Here is a 19585-nt window from a genome sequence, read left to right as displayed (position 1 = left end):
TAAATTACCGCATGTTTTGCATCATTTGCATCATCTTCTTTCCGCCACCGCCTTGCATCATTTTCATCATCTTGCTCATCTGCTCAAATTGTTTCAAAAGTTGATTCACTTCTTGCACGGTACGTCCGCTCCCCATTGCAATACGTTTTTTACGACTCGCATTTAATTTTGATGGTGTAGAGCGTTCTTCTGGTGTCATGGAATGAATAATGGCTTCAATATGTTTGAAGGCATCATCATCTATATCTAATCCTTTCAATGCTTTTCCAGCACCGGGAATCATCCCCATGAGGTCCTTCATGTTCCCCATTTTCTTAATCTGCTGTATCTGACTAAGAAAGTCATCAAAACCAAAGCGGTTCTTGGCAATTTTCTTTTGAATTTTTCGGGCCTGCTCTTCATCAAACTGTTCCTGGGCCCTCTCTACCAAGGAAACCACATCTCCCATTCCCAAAATTCTGTCTGCCATCCTTGAAGGATAGAAGACATCAATGGCTTCCATTTTTTCTCCTGTACCAATAAATTTAATTGGCTTATCAACAACAGATTTAATGGAAATGGCTGCACCACCTCTGGTATCACCATCCAATTTGGTCAATATAACTCCATCAAAATTTAAGACATCATTAAATGCCTTTGCTGTATTGACAGCATCTTGACCGGTCATAGAATCGACAACAAAAAGGGTTTCCTGAGGGCTAATGGCTTTATGGATATTGGCTATCTCTGTCATCATCTGCTCATCTACCGCTAAACGACCCGCGGTATCTATGATGACTATATCGCATCCAGTACTTTTTGCTTGTTTTACCCCAGCTTTTGCAATGGCCACGGGATCATTGTTTTCCCTATCTGAATAAACATCTACCCCAATCTGTTCGCCTACTACATGCAATTGATTTATTGCCGCTGGACGATACACATCACACGCGACCAAAAGTGGTTTTTTGCTTTTTTTACTTTTTAAAAAACTGGCCAGTTTACCCGAAAAAGTCGTCTTACCAGAACCTTGTAGACCAGACATTAGAATTACCGAAGGATTACCAGAAAGGTCAAGCTCCTCGGCATCTCCTCCCATTAACTCAGTAAGCTCATCTTTTACAATCTTCACCATTAATTGGCCAGGTTGCAAATTGGTCAAAACATTTTGGCCCAAGGCTTTTTCCTTTACCCTATTGGTAAACTCTTTGGCTATCTTAAAATTGACATCTGCATCTAGAAGAGCCCTTCTTACTTCTTTTAGGGTTTCCGCTACATTGATTTCTGTTATCTGTCCATGACCTTTGAGGACGTGGAACGCTTTATCCAGCTTTTCACTTAAATTATCGAACATGTTCTTTCGTCATTTTTGAAGAAGGACAAATTTAAGAATAAAAAGAAAAGGACGGCTTTGGGGATAGCCGTCCTTTTCAAAAAAAAATGGGGAAATAATTTTATGGTCTTTCAAAAACCAATGTTTCCGTAGAATTTTCATCTTCATGTATCAATTCTATTCGGTTTGCTTCTACTGAGTTTATATACCAGTCATCTGTAAGTTCACCAAGAACAGCTTCATCGCCAAAGTTCAAGAAGAATTTTAAGTCACCATCATGGTTTCTTAGCACTCTCCATAAGCCAGCAGCTATTGGATCATCATTTACTGAAACTTCAACTTGGTGCATCGTAGAAAAATTGAAGTCCATTCCTGCAAATTCTGAAGTCATGTCCATGTCGTTCTCCTTGTACATGGCAACATTCCAATCTCCACCTAACATAATGTTTCTTATTTCAGGAACATCTCCATCTTCAACGCTGTCATCACATACGCGTAGTAGGACCAGTTCATAATCTATCTCTTCAACTTCAAATCTTAGTCTGGTATTGTTAAGGTCTCTTAAAGGCCATTCAAAGTTAACGCCAGGTTCGTCTCCCATTGTAATCAATAGCGATAACACTTGATCATCATTAAAACCGATCTCCCAAGTACCTTCTGATGTGGTAATTCCATTACTTAGGCTTACTACACCTTCTGGCAAGAATTTAAACTCAAATCCCAAAAGTCTTTCAATTTCTTCACCTTGGTTTTTCACCTTTTTGATAATCCACTCACATTCTTTCAAGATTTCTCTTAAAGTCTCTGGACCTGGCACTTCTCCTGGATCATCCTCACAAAGTTGCTTAAGGATTATCTTGTTTCCATCGTCTGAATACAGTTTAATGGTATGATCTCCAATTTCATATACCAACCATTCAAGGTTAAAGTCAACCAACGTATCAAATTCAAGAGTTAATAACGGTCCGCGCTCTGTAAAACTGGAAGCCCAAGTACCGTTAAGGATACCACCTTCTCTATCTTTTACTGTTACCGTACCATCTTCTGCAAAAGTCATTACGTACTCTAGATACTGTTCTGTCTGACTCTGGTTGTCTCTTATTACCTCACGAACTTCCCATGGGCATTGTGTCAAACAAAAATCAAATCGTTCTTCATCAAAATCATCATCGTTGAAGTCATTGTCATCATCTTCATCGCATTCTTCTTTGGCCATTTCCAATGCATTGGCCAATTCACCGTTATTGTTCACTACAATCTCAGTACCATCAAATTTCTTTAAGGTCAATGGGAATTGTATGCTCACAAGGTCATTATCCTCTAATCCAGCAAAGAACTTTCTTAGTTCTTTATCACTGTTCACAGATACCTCTCCCGTTACCTGATTATTAATATCAAACGTGAAAAGTGTAATAGGATATACAAAATCAATACATTCAATATCATCATCACTACCACCTTCTAAACATTGTTCGGCCAATTCTCTTAACTGTTCTTTGTTTTCGATAACAATCTCAGTAAAATCAGCAAGTGTAATGGTAATTGGGAAAATGATATCTAAAATATCTTCGTCCACATCGACTTCATCAAAAATATCTTCAATAGTGTGAAGATCTTCTCTAGAATCGATCGTAACTTGAATCCCATTTACTTCAACTGTATAAGGAAATTCAACAGCAAAACAGCTAGCGCCGTCCACAATATTGTCAAAAGAACCATCATTGGAAGATGTTTTCTCAATCAATTCAGCAGTAGAAGAGTTTGCGGTAATGGTTTCTTGGTCATTGCCTCCCGCTACTTCTTCAAATTCCTCTTGACATGAGGTAAAATTAAGGGCCATAAGAACAAGGCCTGCATACAATAAGTTATTAATCAACTTTTTCATAACGATTTGGATTTTCAGTTAGAATACAACCTTAAAACAACTCTGAAGTAAAAAACCCTACTTTATCTTAATTTTTTTTAAAATATCTTTGAGCAATCGACAAACCTTCCTCAATGAACAACGTTTGCGAAGAGCAAGTCTTTAGCTCAATATTCAAAGCTAATTCCAAAACGGTATTCAACTATATATATTATAAGTTCGGCAATGAGGAAAAATCCCATGATGCTGTCCAAGAAGCATTTGTAAAGCTTTGGGAAAATTGTGCCAAGGTAACTCCAGAAAAAGCCAAGTCATATTTGTATACAGTCGCCAACAATTTATACCTAAATGTAATCAAGGCTGAAAAAGTTAGATTGAAGTATGCAGAACCAACTTATGAGCACTCCAATGAGTCTCCAGAGTTTTTGTTGGAAGAGAAAGAGTATAAACAGAAATTGGATAAAGCATTAAATGATTTGCCCGAAAACCAAAGAACTACTTTTTTACTGAACAGAATTGATGGAAAAAAATATGCTGAAATTGCAGAAATGGAGGGAGTAAGCATAAAAGCCATTGAAAAACGTATGCATTTGGCGCTAAAAGCATTACGGGAACAGATTGATGGTATTTAAAGGCTTATTAAAAAGTAGGGTTTTTTTAAAGATAATTGTTATAAAGGTGTAAAGCATAGAAATCATGCAAGAAAATTACTTAGCAAAATGGTTAAACGGTGAACTCTCTGGGGAGGAGCTTGCGGAATTTGAAAAGTCCGAGGCTTATGCCTCTTACCAGAAATTAAAGGATGTTTCGGCAACTTTAAAAGCCCCTGAATTTGATGTTGACCAAGCTCTTGAACAATTAAAAGAAGAACGTATTGTTAATGCACCAAAGGTTATTGCATTGAATCCGTTTAAAAAATTCTTGCGTGTTGCTGCCGTTATTGCTGTATTACTTGCCGGCTCCTATTTTTATGTAAGCACCTTGGACGAATCTGTTACAGCACAGTTGGCAGAACGTTCTGAAGTTATTTTACCAGACAATTCTGAAATTATCTTAAACGCAGGCTCCAGAGTCTCATTTAGTGAGAAAAATTGGAATGAAAAACGAAACGTTTCTTTAAAAGGTGAAGCATTTTTTAAAGTTGCCAAAGGAAAACGATTTACGGTTTCTACAAATCAAGGAACAGTAGCTGTTCTGGGAACCCAGTTTAATGTGGAAAACCGAGAGGGCTTTTTTGAGGTGACTTGTTATGAAGGTTTGGTAAGTGTAACCTATAACAATACGGAAACCAAGTTGCCCGCTGGCACATCTTTTTTGGTTATTAACGGTAAAATTATGGATACCACCAAGCCCAATACCGCACAACCATCATGGGTAAATAACGAAAGTAGCTTTAATAGTATTCCGTTGGAATATGTTTTTAGCGAACTGGAAAGACAATATGATATCGAAGTAAATTCACAAAATGTGGATAAAAGTCTGTTATTTACTGGAACTTTTAGCAACACAGACTTAAATATGGCGTTAAAAAGTATAAGTACCCCATCTCATATTAATTACAAACTTGAGGGTGATAATGTACTTTTCTATGCTGAAAAAGCTCCGCAGTAGCCATTTTGGCCTCCTCTTTGGGTTTTTCTTCTTGCTGTATTCCAGTATAAATGCACAGGAAAGACAAAACACGCCCATAGCTCTTGTTCAGTACATAAAGAATTTAGAAGACAAATTCAATGTCAAGTTTTCATATATAAATGAAGATTTAGAAGATATTGATGTTGCCGTACCCAGCAACCTTGTATCACTACCTGATATCCTTGAATATATTGAAGCTCAGTTTCAGATAAAAGCAGAAAAGCTCAATAATCGGTACTACACCATTACAAAAAGCACCCTTGTAACTGTCCAAGGGAAGATATTGGACAACTTTGCGGAAAACACCATTCCAGGGGCTTCTGTAGAGGTTTTTGATACAGAAATAGCCATTGCCACAGACACAGATGGCTCCTTTGTTCTAAAGGACATTCCTAGAAACGCAACATTAAAAGTTAGATCTCTGGGGTACATCACCAAATACATTAATGTAGAAGAATTATTAAAAGAAGGTGGAACCGCCAAAATACTCTTGGCCCAGTATTATGAGCAATTAAAAGAGGTCATTGTTTATCAATTTCTAACAACTGGACTTATTAGGGATAAAGATGCCAGTATTACCTTAAACACCGCGGATTTTGGAATTTTACCTGGATTAATTGAGCCTGATATCTTACAAACGGTACAAGCCCTCCCAGGAATTAAAAGTATAGATGAAACTGTATCCGACATTAACGTGCGTGGTGGTACCAACGATCAAAATTTGATTTTATGGAACGGTATTAAAATGTATCAATCTGGGCATTTCTTTGGATTGATTTCAGCTTTTAACCCTTACCTAACGGACAAAATAACCGTTATTAAAAATGGTACGCCGTCAGCATACGGAGATGGAGTTAGTAGCGTGATACAAATGGAAACCGGTAATGATCTATCAGATAACATAACTGGCGGTGCTGGGTTTAACTTTATTAGTGGGGACGCCTATGGGCAAATCCCTATCACTGAAAAAATTGGATTGCAGTTCTCTGCAAGACGTTCAACCACCGATTTTTTGAACACCCCCACCTACAACAAATTTTTTGACCGTGCTTTTCAGGATAGTGAAGTAACCAATGAAAACAATATATCCGTAAATGAGGATATTATAAGGGATGAAAATTTCTTTTTTTACGATTTTACGGGAAAGCTTTTGTATGATGTAAATGACCAGCACCAATTAAGGCTGAATTTTATCAGTATCAATAACAATCTTGATTATGTTGAAACTAACCTTATCGATTTAGAGACTACCAATAGTGTTTTAGAGCAAACCAATCTGTCTTTTGGTGGGCAGCTGCAAAGTCAATGGACGGACAGACTCTCTTCCAACTTAAATATTTACTATTCTCGTTATAATTTAGATGCCCAAAACCTCTTTGGCAATCAAATACAGCTTCTACTTCAGAATAATCAGGTTTTGGAAATTGCGATAAAACTAAATGCAGATTACTCATTATTGGAGAACCTCAACTGGAATAATGGTTATCAATACATTGAGACAGGTATTACAAATACAACCAATCTTACACAACCTCCTTTTGATAGTGAAATAAAGGGAGTTATTAGAATTCATGCCCCGCACACAGAAATTGGCTATAGCTCTCCTGAAAATAAATTTATTGGGAAAGCAGGTGTTCGTTTCAACTATATAGAAAACCTTGGCACATTTTCAAAGTTCTTGGTTGAACCTCGTCTTAATCTGAATTTTAGATTGGCAAATTATCTAAGAGGTGAAGTTCTGGGGGAATTTAAGAGTCAGACCACCAATCAGATTATTGATTTAGAACAGAATTTCTTGGGTATTGAAAAACGCAGATGGATTTTATCTGATGACAATACTTTGCCCATTACAAAGAGCAAACAAGGATCTCTGGGAATAAACTATGATAAGAACAGCATCTATATTGGCGTAGAAGGGTTTTACAAAAAAGTAGATGGCATAAGCACCAGTACCCAGGGGTTTCAGAATCAAAATCAATTCAGTGGTGAGATTGGCAGCTATGATGTTAAAGGAGTTGAATTTTTGATCAACAAAAAAGGAACCAATTACAGTACATGGCTAACCTATACCTACAACAAAAATGATTATAATTTTAATGCCATAGATCCCAATAGCTTTCCCAATAATCTGGACATTAGGCACACCATCACCTTTGCAGGTACTTATTCCTACGAAAACCTGAAATTAAGTTTGGGGGTCAACTACCGTTCTGGAAAACCATTTACGGAACCTCAAGAAGGTGACCTGGCTCTTGATACCACTGTTTTTCCTGCGAGAATCAATTATGAATCGCCCAATAGCAGTAGACTACCCAACTATTTAAGGGTGGATGCCTCTGCCATTTACAAATTCAATATTGGACAGCGAATAAAGGCCACTACCGGTGTATCTCTTCTTAACATGACCAACCGAAAAAACAGTTTAAACAAGTATTACAGGGTTACAGAGGACAATCAAATTGAAACGGTAGAGAGCATTTCTTTGGGTATTACGCCCAATGTTAGCTTTAGGGTTAGTTTTTAGATTACATCCGTTCCGGAACATCAATCCCTAAAAGTTTAAAAGCAGATTCAATCACTTCCCCAACTTTTCTGGATAACTGTACCCGAAACATTTTTTTATGTTTATCTGTTTCCCCCAAAATAGATACTTGTTGATAAAATGAATTGAATTCCTTCACCAAATCATAAGTGTAGTTGGCAATCAAAGCTGGACTATAGTTTTCCGCCGCCAATTGAATGGTTTCTGGAAAAAGCTGAAGTTGCTTGAGTAATTCTTTCTCTTTTTCGTGTAACGCTAATGATGTATCCACTAGGCTCAACCCAACACCATCTGCTTTACGAAGAATAGATTGAATTCGTGCATACGTATATTGAATAAAAGGCCCTGTATTTCCTTGAAAATCTACTGACTCTTCGGGATTGAATAGAATACGTTTTTTAGGATCTACCTTAAGAATGTAGTACTTTAAAGCACCTAAACCAATGGTTCTGTATAATCGTTGTTTTTCTTCTTTGGAATACCCATCCAATTTCCCCAATTCCTCAGAAATATTAGCTGCGGTAGCTTCCATGTTTTCTATTAAATCATCAGCATCTACAACCGTACCTTCCCTACTCTTCATTTTTCCACTAGGAAGGTCTACCATCCCATAACTTAAATGATACAATTGCTTTGCCCAATCATATCCCAGTTTTTTCAGAATTAAGAACAGTACTTTAAAATGATAGTCTTGCTCGTTTCCAACAGTATAAACCATGCCATTGATATCTGGAAAATCAGTTACACGCTGAATTGCAGTTCCTATATCTTGGGTCATATACACCGCGGTTCCATCTGAACGCAGGACAATCTTTTCATCCAAACCTTCATCCGTTAAGTCAATCCAGACGCTGCCATCTTCCTTTTTAAAGAAAACACCTCTTTCTAGGCCATCTTGGACCACATCTCTTCCTAAAAGGTAAGTATTGCTCTCATAATACAGAGTATCAAAATCAACGCCTAAATTTTTATAGGTAACATCAAAGCCGGCATATACCCATCCGTTCATTTTTTTCCAAAGTGCTACGACCTCTTCATCACCAGACTCCCATTTCCTGAGCATTTCTTGGGCTTCTAGTAAGATTGGCGCTTCCTTTTCAGCCTTCTCTTTTTCAACTCCATTGGCTATCTTCTCAGAAATTTGTTCTTTATATGCTTTATCAAAAGCTACATAATATTTCCCTACTAAATGATCTCCCTTTAAACCTGAAGATTCTGGGGTTTCACCATCGCCAAATTTCTGCCAAGCCAACATGCTCTTACAGATATGAATTCCACGATCATTAATAATTTGGGTTTTATATACCTTTTTACCTGATGCTTTTAAAATTTCAGCAACAGAATATCCCAAAAGATTATTTCTGATGTGCCCTAAATGCAGTGGTTTGTTGGTATTTGGAGAGGAATACTCCACCATAGTAGCGCCAGCGGAAGGGGTTTTCACATACCCATAATTTTCTTCATCTTGAATAGCATTGAAAAAATTAAGATAGAAATCATTGTTAATAACGACATTCAAAAAACCCTTTACCACATTGAACTTGGCAACCTCATCTACATTTTCTTGCAAGTACTCGCCAATCTTAGTGCCAATTTCAACAGGGTTACCTTTTACAAAGCGTAGCATGGGAAAAATAACCACAGTAACATCGCCTTCAAAATCTTTGCGTGTGGGTTGAAACTCCACTGAGGGTAAATCCACATTAAAAATGGAAGAAGTGGCTTTTTTAACTGTAGTAGTAAGGACGTGTTGAATATTCATCTATACGCTGCGTTTAAGGGTGCAAAACTAATCAATTCTTTGTCTTTAATTAACAAGACCCATACTAATCCATCCTGTTTTGGTTAACTTTATATATTCTGGTTTTCAAAGAAAAATGAACATAGAAGTATATAGACAATATTGCCTGTCAAAAAATGGAGTCACCGAATCCATTCCTTTTTCGAAACTGCCCAATATTTTAGTATTTAAAGTAAAGGGTAAAATGTTCACAGCTACGGATGTAAACACATTCGCCAGCTTTAGCATTAAATGTAATCCAGACACTATTGAAGAACTAAGGGCAACTTATCCTGCTATGGAAGAACCTTCCTATTTTAGCAAAAAACATTGGAGCCGAGTGGTTATGGATGGTAGTATTCCTGATGAATTGTTGTTTAGTTGGCTGGACACTTCCTACAATCTGGTTGTTGCCAATCTTCCTAAATCAATACGACCGCAACTTGAAAACGAAAATACTTCCACATAAAACTGCCCCCTATGCTTCTTAACGTCTCTTATACCGATAAAAAAATCACTAAAAAAGTTGATGAGGCCGTTGGTAAGCCCTTTACGCTAAAAGAACGTTTTGCATTGGGTGGTATAGGTTCTCCCAAACTTTTTATCACGGATACCGGTGTCGAAATTCAAAATTTATTGATTCTGGACAACAACCTGAATACCTGTAACATAGAAATGCGTCCAAAAGGAATCATTGTCCGTTTTAGATCACTATTGGAAACCTACGGTTTGATCATTCCTTATTACAAGCTTACCATATACAAAGGGGATTTAGCTGTATATTCCATTTATAAGGACAATTATTTTATAAAAGTAAAATCTGACACAAAAGCTATTCAAAAGTATTTTAGAAAGTTTTTGGATTACAAAGCCGATAATGCCCCAACCTCAATTGAAGATTTATGAATATCCTTCGAAAAAAACCAAAAATTGAAGTAAAGCCTACTACAACTGATAAAAAGCTAATCTTAATAGGGTGGGGTATCGTAACCCTCAACTTCATAGTAGTATTGATGTTTTATTTTGATTTACCCGAAACCATACCCGTTCACTTTAATTTAAAAGGTGAGATTAACGGGTTTGGAAGTAAATCTATCCTTTGGATTATTCCGGCCATAAGCGCAGCATTATATTTAATCACCAGCATTTTAGCGTTAAAATTGAAGCCCTATTATATGAATTACCCAGTGAAGGTAACTGAAAAAAATGCCAAAGAACTATACGCTTTAGGCATACGTATGCTCGCGGTAATGAACCTTACAACAGTCATTATTTTTCTGCTTACAACCATAATTTTCATATTAAAGATAAATGGTACTGTTGATACTATTGATGTAAAAACCCTTATTGGACTTTGGATAGCTATTGCACTGCTTCCCTTTGTCTATACTTTTAAAATGTTCACGGTTCCTAGACAATGAAAATCCTCCTTACCGGTGCCAACGGTTATATTGGAATGCGTTTATTGCCACAGCTGCTAGAATTGGGGCATGACATCATTTGCGCTGTTCGCGATGAGAAAAGACTTTCTGTAGACAAAAAGACCAAAGAACAAATTCAAGTCGTAGAAATAGATTTTTTGGATGACATCGACAAAAGCAAAATCCCCAAAGATATTGATGCTGCATACTATCTTATTCATTCCATGACTTCTTCTATTGATGATTTTGATGAAAAAGAGGCCATAACCGCCAAAAGCTTTAATGAATATGTTTCTGTTACCAACATTAAACAAGTCATTTATTTGAGTGGTATTGTAAATGATAAAAAATTATCCAAACACTTAAGCTCAAGAAAGAATGTAGAAGATATTCTGTACCAAGGTGACTTTAATCTCACTGTTTTACGCGCAGGTATTATTGTTGGTTCAGGAAGTTCTTCTTTTGAAATCATTCGGGATTTATGTGAAAAACTGCCCTTTATGATTACACCTAAATGGGTTTTGACAAAATCACAACCCATTGCCATAAGGGATATAATCAATTTTTTAACCGGGGTTCTTGAAAACCAAAAGACTTACAACGAATCCTTTGATATAGGAGGGCCAGATGTGCTTACTTACAAAGAAATGCTTCATAAATATGCAGCAGTAAGAGGTTTTAAAAATTGGATACTCACTGTTCCCATAATGACACCTAAGTTATCATCCTATTGGTTGTATTTTGTTACCTCTACATCTTACAAATTGGCCATTAACCTTGTGGATAGTATGAAAATGGAGGTCGTAGCCAAAGATGATAGGCTTCAGAAACTATTGGGAATAAAAACCCATTCATATGAGCAGGCAATTGAAATGGCCTTTAAAAAAATTGAGCAAAATTTGGTGCTGAGCAGTTGGAAAGACAGTATTGTTAGCGGGCAAGTAAGTGATGATTTGGAAAAATACATTCAAGTACCTAAGTATGGGGTTTTAAAAGATGAAAAAAAGCTTTCCATAAAAAATGAAAATGCAGTTTTAGAAAACATTTGGCGGATTGGAGGTGAACAAGGCTGGTATTATGGCAATAGATTATGGAAAATTCGTGGGTTTTTGGATAAGTTGAATGGCGGTCCAGGATTACGTCGAGGGCGTACCCATTCAGATAAACTATTTCCTGGAGATGCACTTGATTTCTGGCGAGTATTACTTGCTGATAAAAAAGCGAAACGACTCTTGCTTTTTGCAGAAATGAGAATGCCAGGAGAAGCATGGCTAGAGTTTAAAATAGATGAGCACAACGTCTTACACCAGACCGCTACTTTTAGACCAAAAGGACTTAGGGGCAGATTGTATTGGTACAGTATTTTACCCTTTCACTACTTTATTTTTGGTGGAATGATCAAAAATCTTTCAAAAACATAATATTCTGGCCCGAACTTTGAAACAAGTTTCCCCATAAATCGTCAAATCTTACAGGCTAAAGCAACCCTTTGGCCTAAAAACTTGTCTTTCTTTAAAGGACCATGAAAATTTAACCTATGCAATCTATTAAGCTTATTGCTTTGCTCATATTTTTCAACCTCTTTGAGGTTCAACTATCTGCACAAACCATCTCTTCAAAAATCATTGATAGTAAAACCAAGGAACCCATTCCTTATGCAACTATTCAATATGGTGAAAATCAAGGAGTGATTACAAATGAAGAAGGGCGTTTTAGTTTTGAATTGAATGAATCCGTTGAGCAGTTAGATTCCATTTATGTGTCCAGTATGGGGTACAACAAAACTGGGATTACGTTTCAACAGGCACTTGACAGTATCATAATTATCGTACCTAAGGCCATAGAACTTAGTGGAGTCTATCTTTTTGACAAAGAATTAAGTGTTGATGACATTATGGATAAAGTAGAAGATCGTCTTCACGTAAATTATAATAAAGCACCCATAAAACAACGTTTCTTTTTAAGGCAGTCCAGTTACAATACCATGCAGAAACTGGATATCGAATTTAAAAAATCAACTATTGAAGAATTGAATAAAAAACTTATAGATAGTATCATCAATATTCTTCCACGTAGTGCAACCTATTATACCGAAACCTTAGGTGATTTTTATCGTGCAGATGAAGAAAATAAACTAGAAGTGATTAAGGCTGCGGAATTGTACGACAAAAGTAATGAAGGCTCCATGGAAGCGCTTTCTGATAAGATGGAAGCCATTTTCAAAGCCAATGTAAAACCAGATTCTTACTTAAAGATAAAATCCGGAATCTTTGGCCAAAAGGTACAGGTAGATTCCATTTTGGAGGCAGAGGATGAAACTGAAGAAATAGAAGAGGAATTAAAAAAACCTGAGAAAAACGACTTTCTGGGAAACAGAAAATATGTGCTAGATGAAATACATTCCCAGTTTTTTGGAAAAAAATCAAAATTGGATGTGGCCAAGAAACTTAACCGATATGATTTTGAGCTTTTAGGTTATTCTGAACTTGAAAACCAAGGCGTATACGTAATTGGGTATGAACCTTCAGGAAGAGCTGATTTTAAGGGCACGCTCTTCGTGAATATAGAGGATTTTGCCATTATGCGCATAGACTATGAAAATGTAAAAACTATAAAAAGCATCAAATTATTGGGCTTTAGTTATAGCGAACAAACATATAACGGGACCACCGTATTCTCCAAATACGGAACAGATAAATATGATCTCAAATTTATGACCTTGACCTTTGGTCGTAAAATGGGAGTGGACCGTCCGTTAAAAGTGATTGAAAAAAACAAACATGTAAAAGGCCGAAGAAAGCAAAACGAATTATCGCTTGCTCTGGATATCGTTAATTACAATACAGAAAAATTTGAAATGGTAGTTTTTGACTCCAAAACCATCCCAAAAGCAAGTTTTGAAGAGTTGAAAGAGGATGAAACCGTTAAAGCCACTTACCTATCTTCTTATAATTCAGAGTTTTGGAAAGGATACAACATTATGGAACCAAACCAGGCAATTCGAGAGTTTACTGTGGAAGAAGAGTAATACTATTTGTTTTGGACACCTTTCCATTGTATTTTTAGACGTACCAAATTCTAAATCTATTTGTAATGAAAAAGAAGCGATTTATACTACTATTTATAGTCGCTTTAATTTCATGCTCAAAGGGAGATGAGAAACTACCTGCACCAATAAGTGGCCCTCATGATGATGAAGTTGTTGTTGAAACCACTAACATACTTTTGGATTCCGAATTTACAGGTTTAACAGGCTTACCTGAAGATCAAGGTGGACAGCATATTGCTAAACCTGTTACAGATTTATTGTCACCACTTGGGCATTACATTTATACGCCCAGCGGTTATGATGATGATAACATGGACTATCCTTTAATTGTTTTTCTGCATGGAGGTGGGGAAAGAGGAAATAGTTTTCAAGATGCAAACGATTTGGAAAAAGTGTTGGTGCATGGCCCTCCTTTTTTGATTGAATCCAATCGATGGAATCCTAGATTCCCTTGTATTGTTGCATCACCTCAAATAAGTTCTGGTAGTTGGTCACCGTCTTTAGTTAATGGCTTCATACGCCATCTTCTCCGCAACTATAGAATAAACAATACAAGAATTTACCTGACCGGATTAAGTATGGGTGGTAGAGGCTGTTGGTCTTATGTAGGCCAAAATGGCAATGATGGCTTTGCTACCGCCATGGTCCCCATTTGTGGATCAGGTGACCCATCACAAGTTGACAACCTTTCTAAAGTACCTGTTTGGGCCTTTCATGGCGCCGAAGACGATGTCATAAGTGCTTTTACTCAAAACGGTTCGGTTCCTATGGTAGAAGCAATAAATGAGAACGATCCTTTATTTTTAGCAAAAGTTACCATATACCCCAACATAGGTCATGACTCATGGACACAAACGTATAGCAATACTGGTAGAGGAACGGAAAGTGCTGATTACAGCCCGTTTGATATGTCTATTTATGACTGGATGTTCCAATACAGAAAGGAAGAGTGACTTTTCTGCTAAAAAATGTCAAAATGGTTCATATTTAACCATAATACTCACCATGGGTTTATGTGGTTCATTTGAATTTTCAATTCCTCAAAAAACATCATTACACTTCAATAACTTACTGATTTAATTGGCTTTGTCGATGTTATCATGTTAAACTGCCTCCTTACTTTGTCGTTAGTATAAATAATTGCCGCGGGCTTCAAAAGATAATTATCTTTAATTTTAAACCAACCTTTTTACAATTGACCTCTTTTTAAGGCAACCAAATACATGAATATATATTCATGATATGATTTTTAACACGGCAACCATGTTTTTTTTTAACGCTTATCAATTATTGCATGAAAAAAGGCTGATAGCGTGTATTCCGTTGTTTTATGTTTCATGTTTTTCTTTCGTTTTCGGTCAGGTTAAATCCAATGATAACTACCATGAGTGGTTTGATGAGTTGGTGGGCGTTGAGAACACCGCGTTGTACAATGGTATTGGTTATATTGAAAAGTATAAGGTAATTAATGAATACCACAAGTTTTATAAAACTACCGACTTCCTACCAGGTTCTATCGTTTATGATAAAAATTACTATTCCGGGTTAGAAATGAAGTACGATTTGGATGAAGATCTTGTTGTGCTAAATCTTAAAAATGGTTCAAGAATTATCCTTTTACAGCCTATAAAGAGCAAAATTGAGCGGTTTACCGTTGACAATCAATTATTTATCAATATACATGATAGTTTATCACTAGCCTCCAATGTTTCAGGTTTTCATGAAGTCCTTTATGAAAATCCTGACTTTCAACTATTGGAAAAACATCAAAAGAAAAGGTTTGTACGAAAAGGAAAGAATACCATTTATTATGAGTTTAAAAGTAGAAATTTCAACATTCTTTTTTATAACAACAACTATTTCCCCATCAGCAAGAGAAAAGACTTCATCAAAGTATTTCCTGAGTATAAAAAACAGATTGAACTATTTTCCAAGAAAACATTTCCTAAATCAAATTACCGTCAGCATTTAGTTTCTCTTGCCAAAAGAATCCATCAATTAAACACCTCCAATAGTAAATGAGGTGTGTTCTGACCATAATATTACTGCTAGGTTTTGAATTGACCATCGCCCAGAATGACTCGATTAAGGTCACCATGACTTTTGAAAAAGCCCCAATCGTTGATGTTCTAAAAGAAATAGAAGAATTAACGGAATATCGCTTTTACTATGCACCAGATTGGTTGGGTACTGAAACAGTTTCTGGGGACTATGAAAATGTCGCCATTCAGAACATACTGGAAAATGTTTTTAATGGAACGGTTATCAATTTCTACATTCTAAAAGACAAGAAGATTGCATTGATTAAAAATAACATCATCTATGATGAATTACCACCCGGTTTTTTTGGAAACCTAGAGAAATCAATCAAGGTAGAGGAATCGGAAAATACAGTAGTCAATAATGCAATATTTTTAACCAGAGATGATGCTCTGGAAAGAGGTGAGGTGGAAACCGTTAGGATTGGCAGAGCACATATAACAGAAAGAAAAAGCTTTGTTCTTAGTGGCTACGTGCAAAATAAAAAAACCAATGAGCCTATCCCCAATCTTTCTGTTGTTGCTAAGAATAGAAAGATAGGAACTGTTACAGATGCTTCTGGCTTCTATAAAATTGAGTTGCCCCCAGGGTTAAATATTGTTGAGACGAGTTCACTTGGAATTCAGCCCATGCGTAAGAATGTTATAATATATAATGATGGGGAGCTTAATTTTCAGCTAAATGAGAGTGTAGAACGATTGGAGGAAGTGGTGGTTAGTGCAGATTTGGCCAAAAACGTGGAAGAAGCCGTTATGGGAACCACGGAAGTATCAGCTGAGGAAACCAAGAATGTCCCTGTTGTGCTTGGAGAACGAAACCTTTTAAAAGTTGCAACCACTTTACCGGGAATCAGCACCGTAGGAGAAGGAGCTACTGGTTTTAATGTAAGAGGCGGAAACGCAGATCAAAACCTGGTTCTCATGGATGATGCCGTAATATATAATCCAACTCATTTTTTCGGCATTTTCCAAGCGTTAAATCCTTTTACCGCAGAAGACCTTAAAATTTACAAAGGAAGTATTCCTGCAGAATATGGGGGACGTTTGTCTTCTGTTTTTGAGATTACCAACAAGGACGCCAATACAGAGAAATTTGCAGGCGAAGCATCTGTAGGACCTGTCACCAACAATATAGCACTCCAAATACCCATTGTTAAAGAAAAATCTGGACTCTTGGTCGGTGGCAGAAGTTCATATTCAGACTGGATCCTTAGATCTTTGGATGAGGAATCCTTAAAAGATAGCCAAGCTTCATTTTATGATTTCATATTAAAGTACAATCATAAAATTAATGAGAAGAATGAAATTCGGGCCACAGGCTATTATAGTAAGGATGCTTTTAGTATAACATCAGATTCTCTATACAATTATAGCAACAGGTTGTTTTCTGTAAAATGGAATCACAGGTTTAATGAAAAGAACTCGGGGGATTTAATCTTGGCAAATAGTGAGTATAGGTTCAATATAGATTTTGATGGTGATGCGGATACTGACTTTCGGTTGGGCTACAGGGTCAACGAAACAGAGCTGAAGTTAAAAATGAGGTATTCACATAGTGTCGCCCACAAATTTAACTACGGAATTTCATCAAAACTCTATTTGGTAAATCCAGGAGACATTGACCCTGAAGGCTCTGAATCCATTGTTGAGCCCTTGAGTATTCCAAGGGAAAAAGCTTTAGAATCTGCAATATTCTTATCGGACACCTATAAAGTAAATGAAAAATTATTACTTGATTTAGGGTTTAGGTATTCTGTTTATTTTGCATTAGGAAAATCCACTCAGCGAACTTATCAGGAAGGATTGCCACTAGATGAAGGAACTTTTGTTGACAATATTGAATTTGGCAACAACGAAATAATTAAAACCTATTCTGGGCCCGAAGTTCGTGTTTCCGGAAGATATTTTTTAGCAGAAGATTTTTCTGTTAAGGCTGCATACAATAGTACGTTTCAATATATACATACATTATCCAACAATACAACAGTCTCTCCCATTGATACCTGGAAACTCTCTGATCTAAATATTGAACCTCAACGTGCAAACCAATATTCATTAGGGTTGTTCAAAAATTTTGATGATAGCAATTTTGAAGTGAGCTTGGAGGGCTATTTTAAGAAATCCAAAAACAATCTTGACTTTAAAGTGGGTGCAGATCTTTTGTTGAATGAGACAATAGAGACCGAAGTATTGCAAGGCGAGGGAAAAGCCTATGGTGTAGAGTTTTTGGTTAGGAAAAATAGAGGAAAACTTAATGGATGGTTGGGTTATACATACTCAAGATCTTTTATTAAACTAGATAGTGAGTTTGCTGAGGAATTGGTGAATAACGGAGAATACTTTCCCACTAACTTTGACAAACCGCATGATATAAGTCTTGTTGCAAACTATAAATTCACCAAACGCTTTAGCCTCTCTACCAATTTTGTTTATCAGACAGGAAGACCAGTAACTTATCCTATAGGTAGTTATACGTTTAGAGGGGCAGACTATGCTTTTTATAGTGATCGAAACAAATTCAGGATTCCAGATTATTATAGATTGGATCTAAGTTTTAATGTTGAGGGGAATCACAAATTAAAGAAACTGGCACATAGCTTTTGGAATATTTCAATATATAATGTACTAGGTAGAAATAATCCATATTCTGTTTTTTTTATTACGGAAAGTGGCGAAATAAAAGCATTCAAAAGTTCAATTTTTTCAATTCCAATACCAACAATAACCTATAATTTCAAATTTTAAAGACAATCAGGATACAAACAAATGTTTAAACAGAATTATCATTTTATCTTTTTATTGCTCCTCAATTGTACATTTTTTGGTTGTGTTGAACCATTTGATGCCACCACGGAAGATTTTGAGAGTGCACTGGTGATTGATGCATTGATAACCAATGAATTTAAACAACAAGTCATCCATTTAAATCGCACTTTTCGTTTTGAAGAAGGAAGCGCTAGCGGTGAAAGTAATGCCACAGTAACAATTGGTGATAGCATGGGGAACGATTATACCTTTGAAGAAACTCTCCCTGGCAGATATGTTTCGACCACTATGTTTAGTGCACAACCAAATGTAGATTATCAATTGTCCTTAACCACCAGTGAAGGGAGTTCGTACATTTCCAAACCCGTAGTTCTTCCTAAAGACACCTCAATAGATAACTTGTATGCCTCAGTGGAGAATAATGACCAAAATGTGGAGGGTGTTGCTATTTTAGTAGATACGTTTGACCCACAAGGCGAATCACAATACTATAGGTATGATTATGAGGAAACGTATAAGATTGTTGCGCCACGATGGAATCCACAAGATTTAGTGGCAATTTCAGAAAACCCGGACATTTATGAGCTTGTACCAAGGCCCAGAGAAGAACAGGTATGCTACAATACTGTGAACTCGCTAAATATTATTTTGGGAAATACCACGGGGTTCTCGGAAGATCGACTAACACGTTTTCCCGTTCGTTTTCTTGATAGGTTTGACTATATCATTGGACATCGATATAGTATTTTGGTAAGACAGTATGTAATATCAAGAGAAGCCCATTCTTTTTACACTACCCTCAATGAATTTTCTGGATTAGAGAGCATTTTCTCTGAAAATCAACCAGGGTTTTTTAATGGGAATATAACTTCTCAGAATGACCCCAAAGAAAAAGTGATTGGTTTTTTTGATGTATCGTCCGTAGATACAGAGAGAATATTTTTTAATCACGAAGATTTTTTTCCAGAAGATCTTGTACCCACTTATCCTGATGATTGTAGAATTACGACCCCAATTCTTGGTGAGCTGTTTGGTGCCATTAGGTTCAATGTCTCAAAATATACCGGACCGCATGAGCCTGCAGATGCTTCAGAAGGTATTTATAAACTGGTGCCCAGAATCTGTGGCGATTGCACTGTACTTGGAAGTAGCACAATTCCCGACTTTTGGATAGATTGAT

Annotated in this window: 15 protein-coding genes; 12 read left to right on the top strand and 3 right to left on the bottom strand. The window is 36.5% G+C overall.

What is annotated here, in order from left to right:
* Positions 1–4: 4 nt before the first annotated feature.
* Both ffh and LV704_RS12845 read right to left on the bottom strand, forming a co-directional pair.
* Positions 5–1333 (bottom strand): signal recognition particle protein, encoded by a 1329-nt coding sequence (gene ffh, locus LV704_RS12850; RefSeq protein WP_163423537.1) that lies wholly within the window; start codon positions 1331–1333, stop codon positions 5–7.
* 100 nt (positions 1334–1433) lie between these two features.
* Positions 1434–3197 (bottom strand): hypothetical protein, encoded by a 1764-nt coding sequence (locus tag LV704_RS12845; protein WP_163423538.1) that lies wholly within the window; start codon positions 3195–3197, stop codon positions 1434–1436.
* A 113-nt stretch (positions 3198–3310) separates the two neighbouring features.
* On the opposite strand from LV704_RS12845, the gene LV704_RS12840 reads away from it, so the two are divergent.
* The 3 genes from LV704_RS12840 (at position 3311) to LV704_RS12830 (ending at position 7332) form a co-directional block, all read left to right on the top strand.
* Positions 3311–3808, top strand: coding sequence for an RNA polymerase sigma factor (locus LV704_RS12840; RefSeq protein WP_163423539.1), 498 nt, complete (start codon positions 3311–3313; stop codon positions 3806–3808).
* A gap of 64 nt (positions 3809–3872) precedes the next feature.
* Positions 3873–4787 carry a FecR family protein gene (locus tag LV704_RS12835; RefSeq protein ID WP_163423540.1) on the top strand — a complete coding sequence of 305 codons (915 nt, stop codon included), beginning with the start codon at positions 3873–3875 and terminating at the stop codon, positions 4785–4787.
* Entirely contained in the window at positions 4765–7332 is a 2568-nt protein-coding gene (locus LV704_RS12830) for a carboxypeptidase-like regulatory domain-containing protein (RefSeq protein ID WP_163423541.1), read from the top strand. Before LV704_RS12835 ends, LV704_RS12830 begins: the two co-directional genes overlap by 23 nt.
* A 1-nt stretch (position 7333) precedes the next feature.
* Here the strand turns inward: LV704_RS12830 and argS are convergent, their stop codons facing one another.
* Positions 7334–9112, bottom strand: coding sequence for an arginine--tRNA ligase (argS, locus tag LV704_RS12825; protein WP_163423542.1), 1779 nt, complete (start codon positions 9110–9112; stop codon positions 7334–7336).
* Positions 9113–9227: 115 nt separating this feature from the next.
* On the opposite strand from argS, the gene LV704_RS12820 reads away from it, so the two are divergent.
* The 9 genes from LV704_RS12820 (at position 9228) to LV704_RS12780 (ending at position 19584) form a co-directional block, all read left to right on the top strand.
* Positions 9228–9599 carry an MmcQ/YjbR family DNA-binding protein gene (locus tag LV704_RS12820; protein WP_163423543.1) on the top strand — a complete coding sequence of 124 codons (372 nt, stop codon included), beginning with the start codon at positions 9228–9230 and terminating at the stop codon, positions 9597–9599.
* Between the two features lie 11 nt (positions 9600–9610).
* A complete protein-coding gene (locus tag LV704_RS12815; protein ID WP_163423544.1) occupies positions 9611–10036 on the top strand; it encodes a hypothetical protein in 426 nt (141 codons plus the stop codon).
* Positions 10033–10551 carry a DUF1648 domain-containing protein gene (locus LV704_RS12810; RefSeq protein ID WP_163423545.1) on the top strand — a complete coding sequence of 173 codons (519 nt, stop codon included), beginning with the start codon at positions 10033–10035 and terminating at the stop codon, positions 10549–10551. The genes LV704_RS12815 and LV704_RS12810 overlap by 4 nt, the downstream gene beginning before the upstream one ends.
* Complete coding sequence (locus LV704_RS12805; RefSeq protein ID WP_163423546.1) at positions 10548–11972, top strand: SDR family oxidoreductase; 1425 nt, start codon at positions 10548–10550, stop codon at positions 11970–11972. The genes LV704_RS12810 and LV704_RS12805 overlap by 4 nt, the downstream gene beginning before the upstream one ends.
* Positions 11973–12088: 116 nt before the next feature.
* Positions 12089–13579 (top strand): carboxypeptidase-like regulatory domain-containing protein, encoded by a 1491-nt coding sequence (locus tag LV704_RS12800; RefSeq protein ID WP_163423547.1) that lies wholly within the window; start codon positions 12089–12091, stop codon positions 13577–13579.
* 65 nt (positions 13580–13644) lie between these two features.
* The gene (locus tag LV704_RS12795; protein WP_163423548.1) at positions 13645–14553 is read left to right on the top strand and encodes a hypothetical protein; all 909 of its coding nucleotides are present in this window, start codon (positions 13645–13647) and stop codon (positions 14551–14553) included.
* Positions 14554–14863: 310 nt separating this feature from the next.
* The gene (locus LV704_RS12790) at positions 14864–15622 is read left to right on the top strand and encodes a hypothetical protein (RefSeq protein ID WP_163423549.1); all 759 of its coding nucleotides are present in this window, start codon (positions 14864–14866) and stop codon (positions 15620–15622) included.
* Positions 15619–18384, top strand: a complete 2766-nt coding sequence (locus LV704_RS12785) for a TonB-dependent receptor (RefSeq protein ID WP_163423550.1) — start codon at positions 15619–15621, stop codon at positions 18382–18384. Before LV704_RS12790 ends, LV704_RS12785 begins: the two co-directional genes overlap by 4 nt.
* A 21-nt stretch (positions 18385–18405) precedes the next feature.
* Positions 18406–19584: a DUF4249 domain-containing protein gene (locus LV704_RS12780; protein WP_163423551.1), complete on the top strand. Its 1179-nt coding sequence runs from the start codon at positions 18406–18408 to the stop codon at positions 19582–19584.
* The last annotated feature ends 1 nt before the right edge of the window (position 19585 follow it).

Origin of the sequence: Flagellimonas sp. CMM7, from assembly GCF_021390195.1 — a bacterium.
GTDB lineage: Bacteria > Bacteroidota > Bacteroidia > Flavobacteriales > Flavobacteriaceae > Flagellimonas.
Note: the sequence above shows the minus strand (reverse complement) of the source record. Positions and strands in the feature narration are given on the sequence as shown.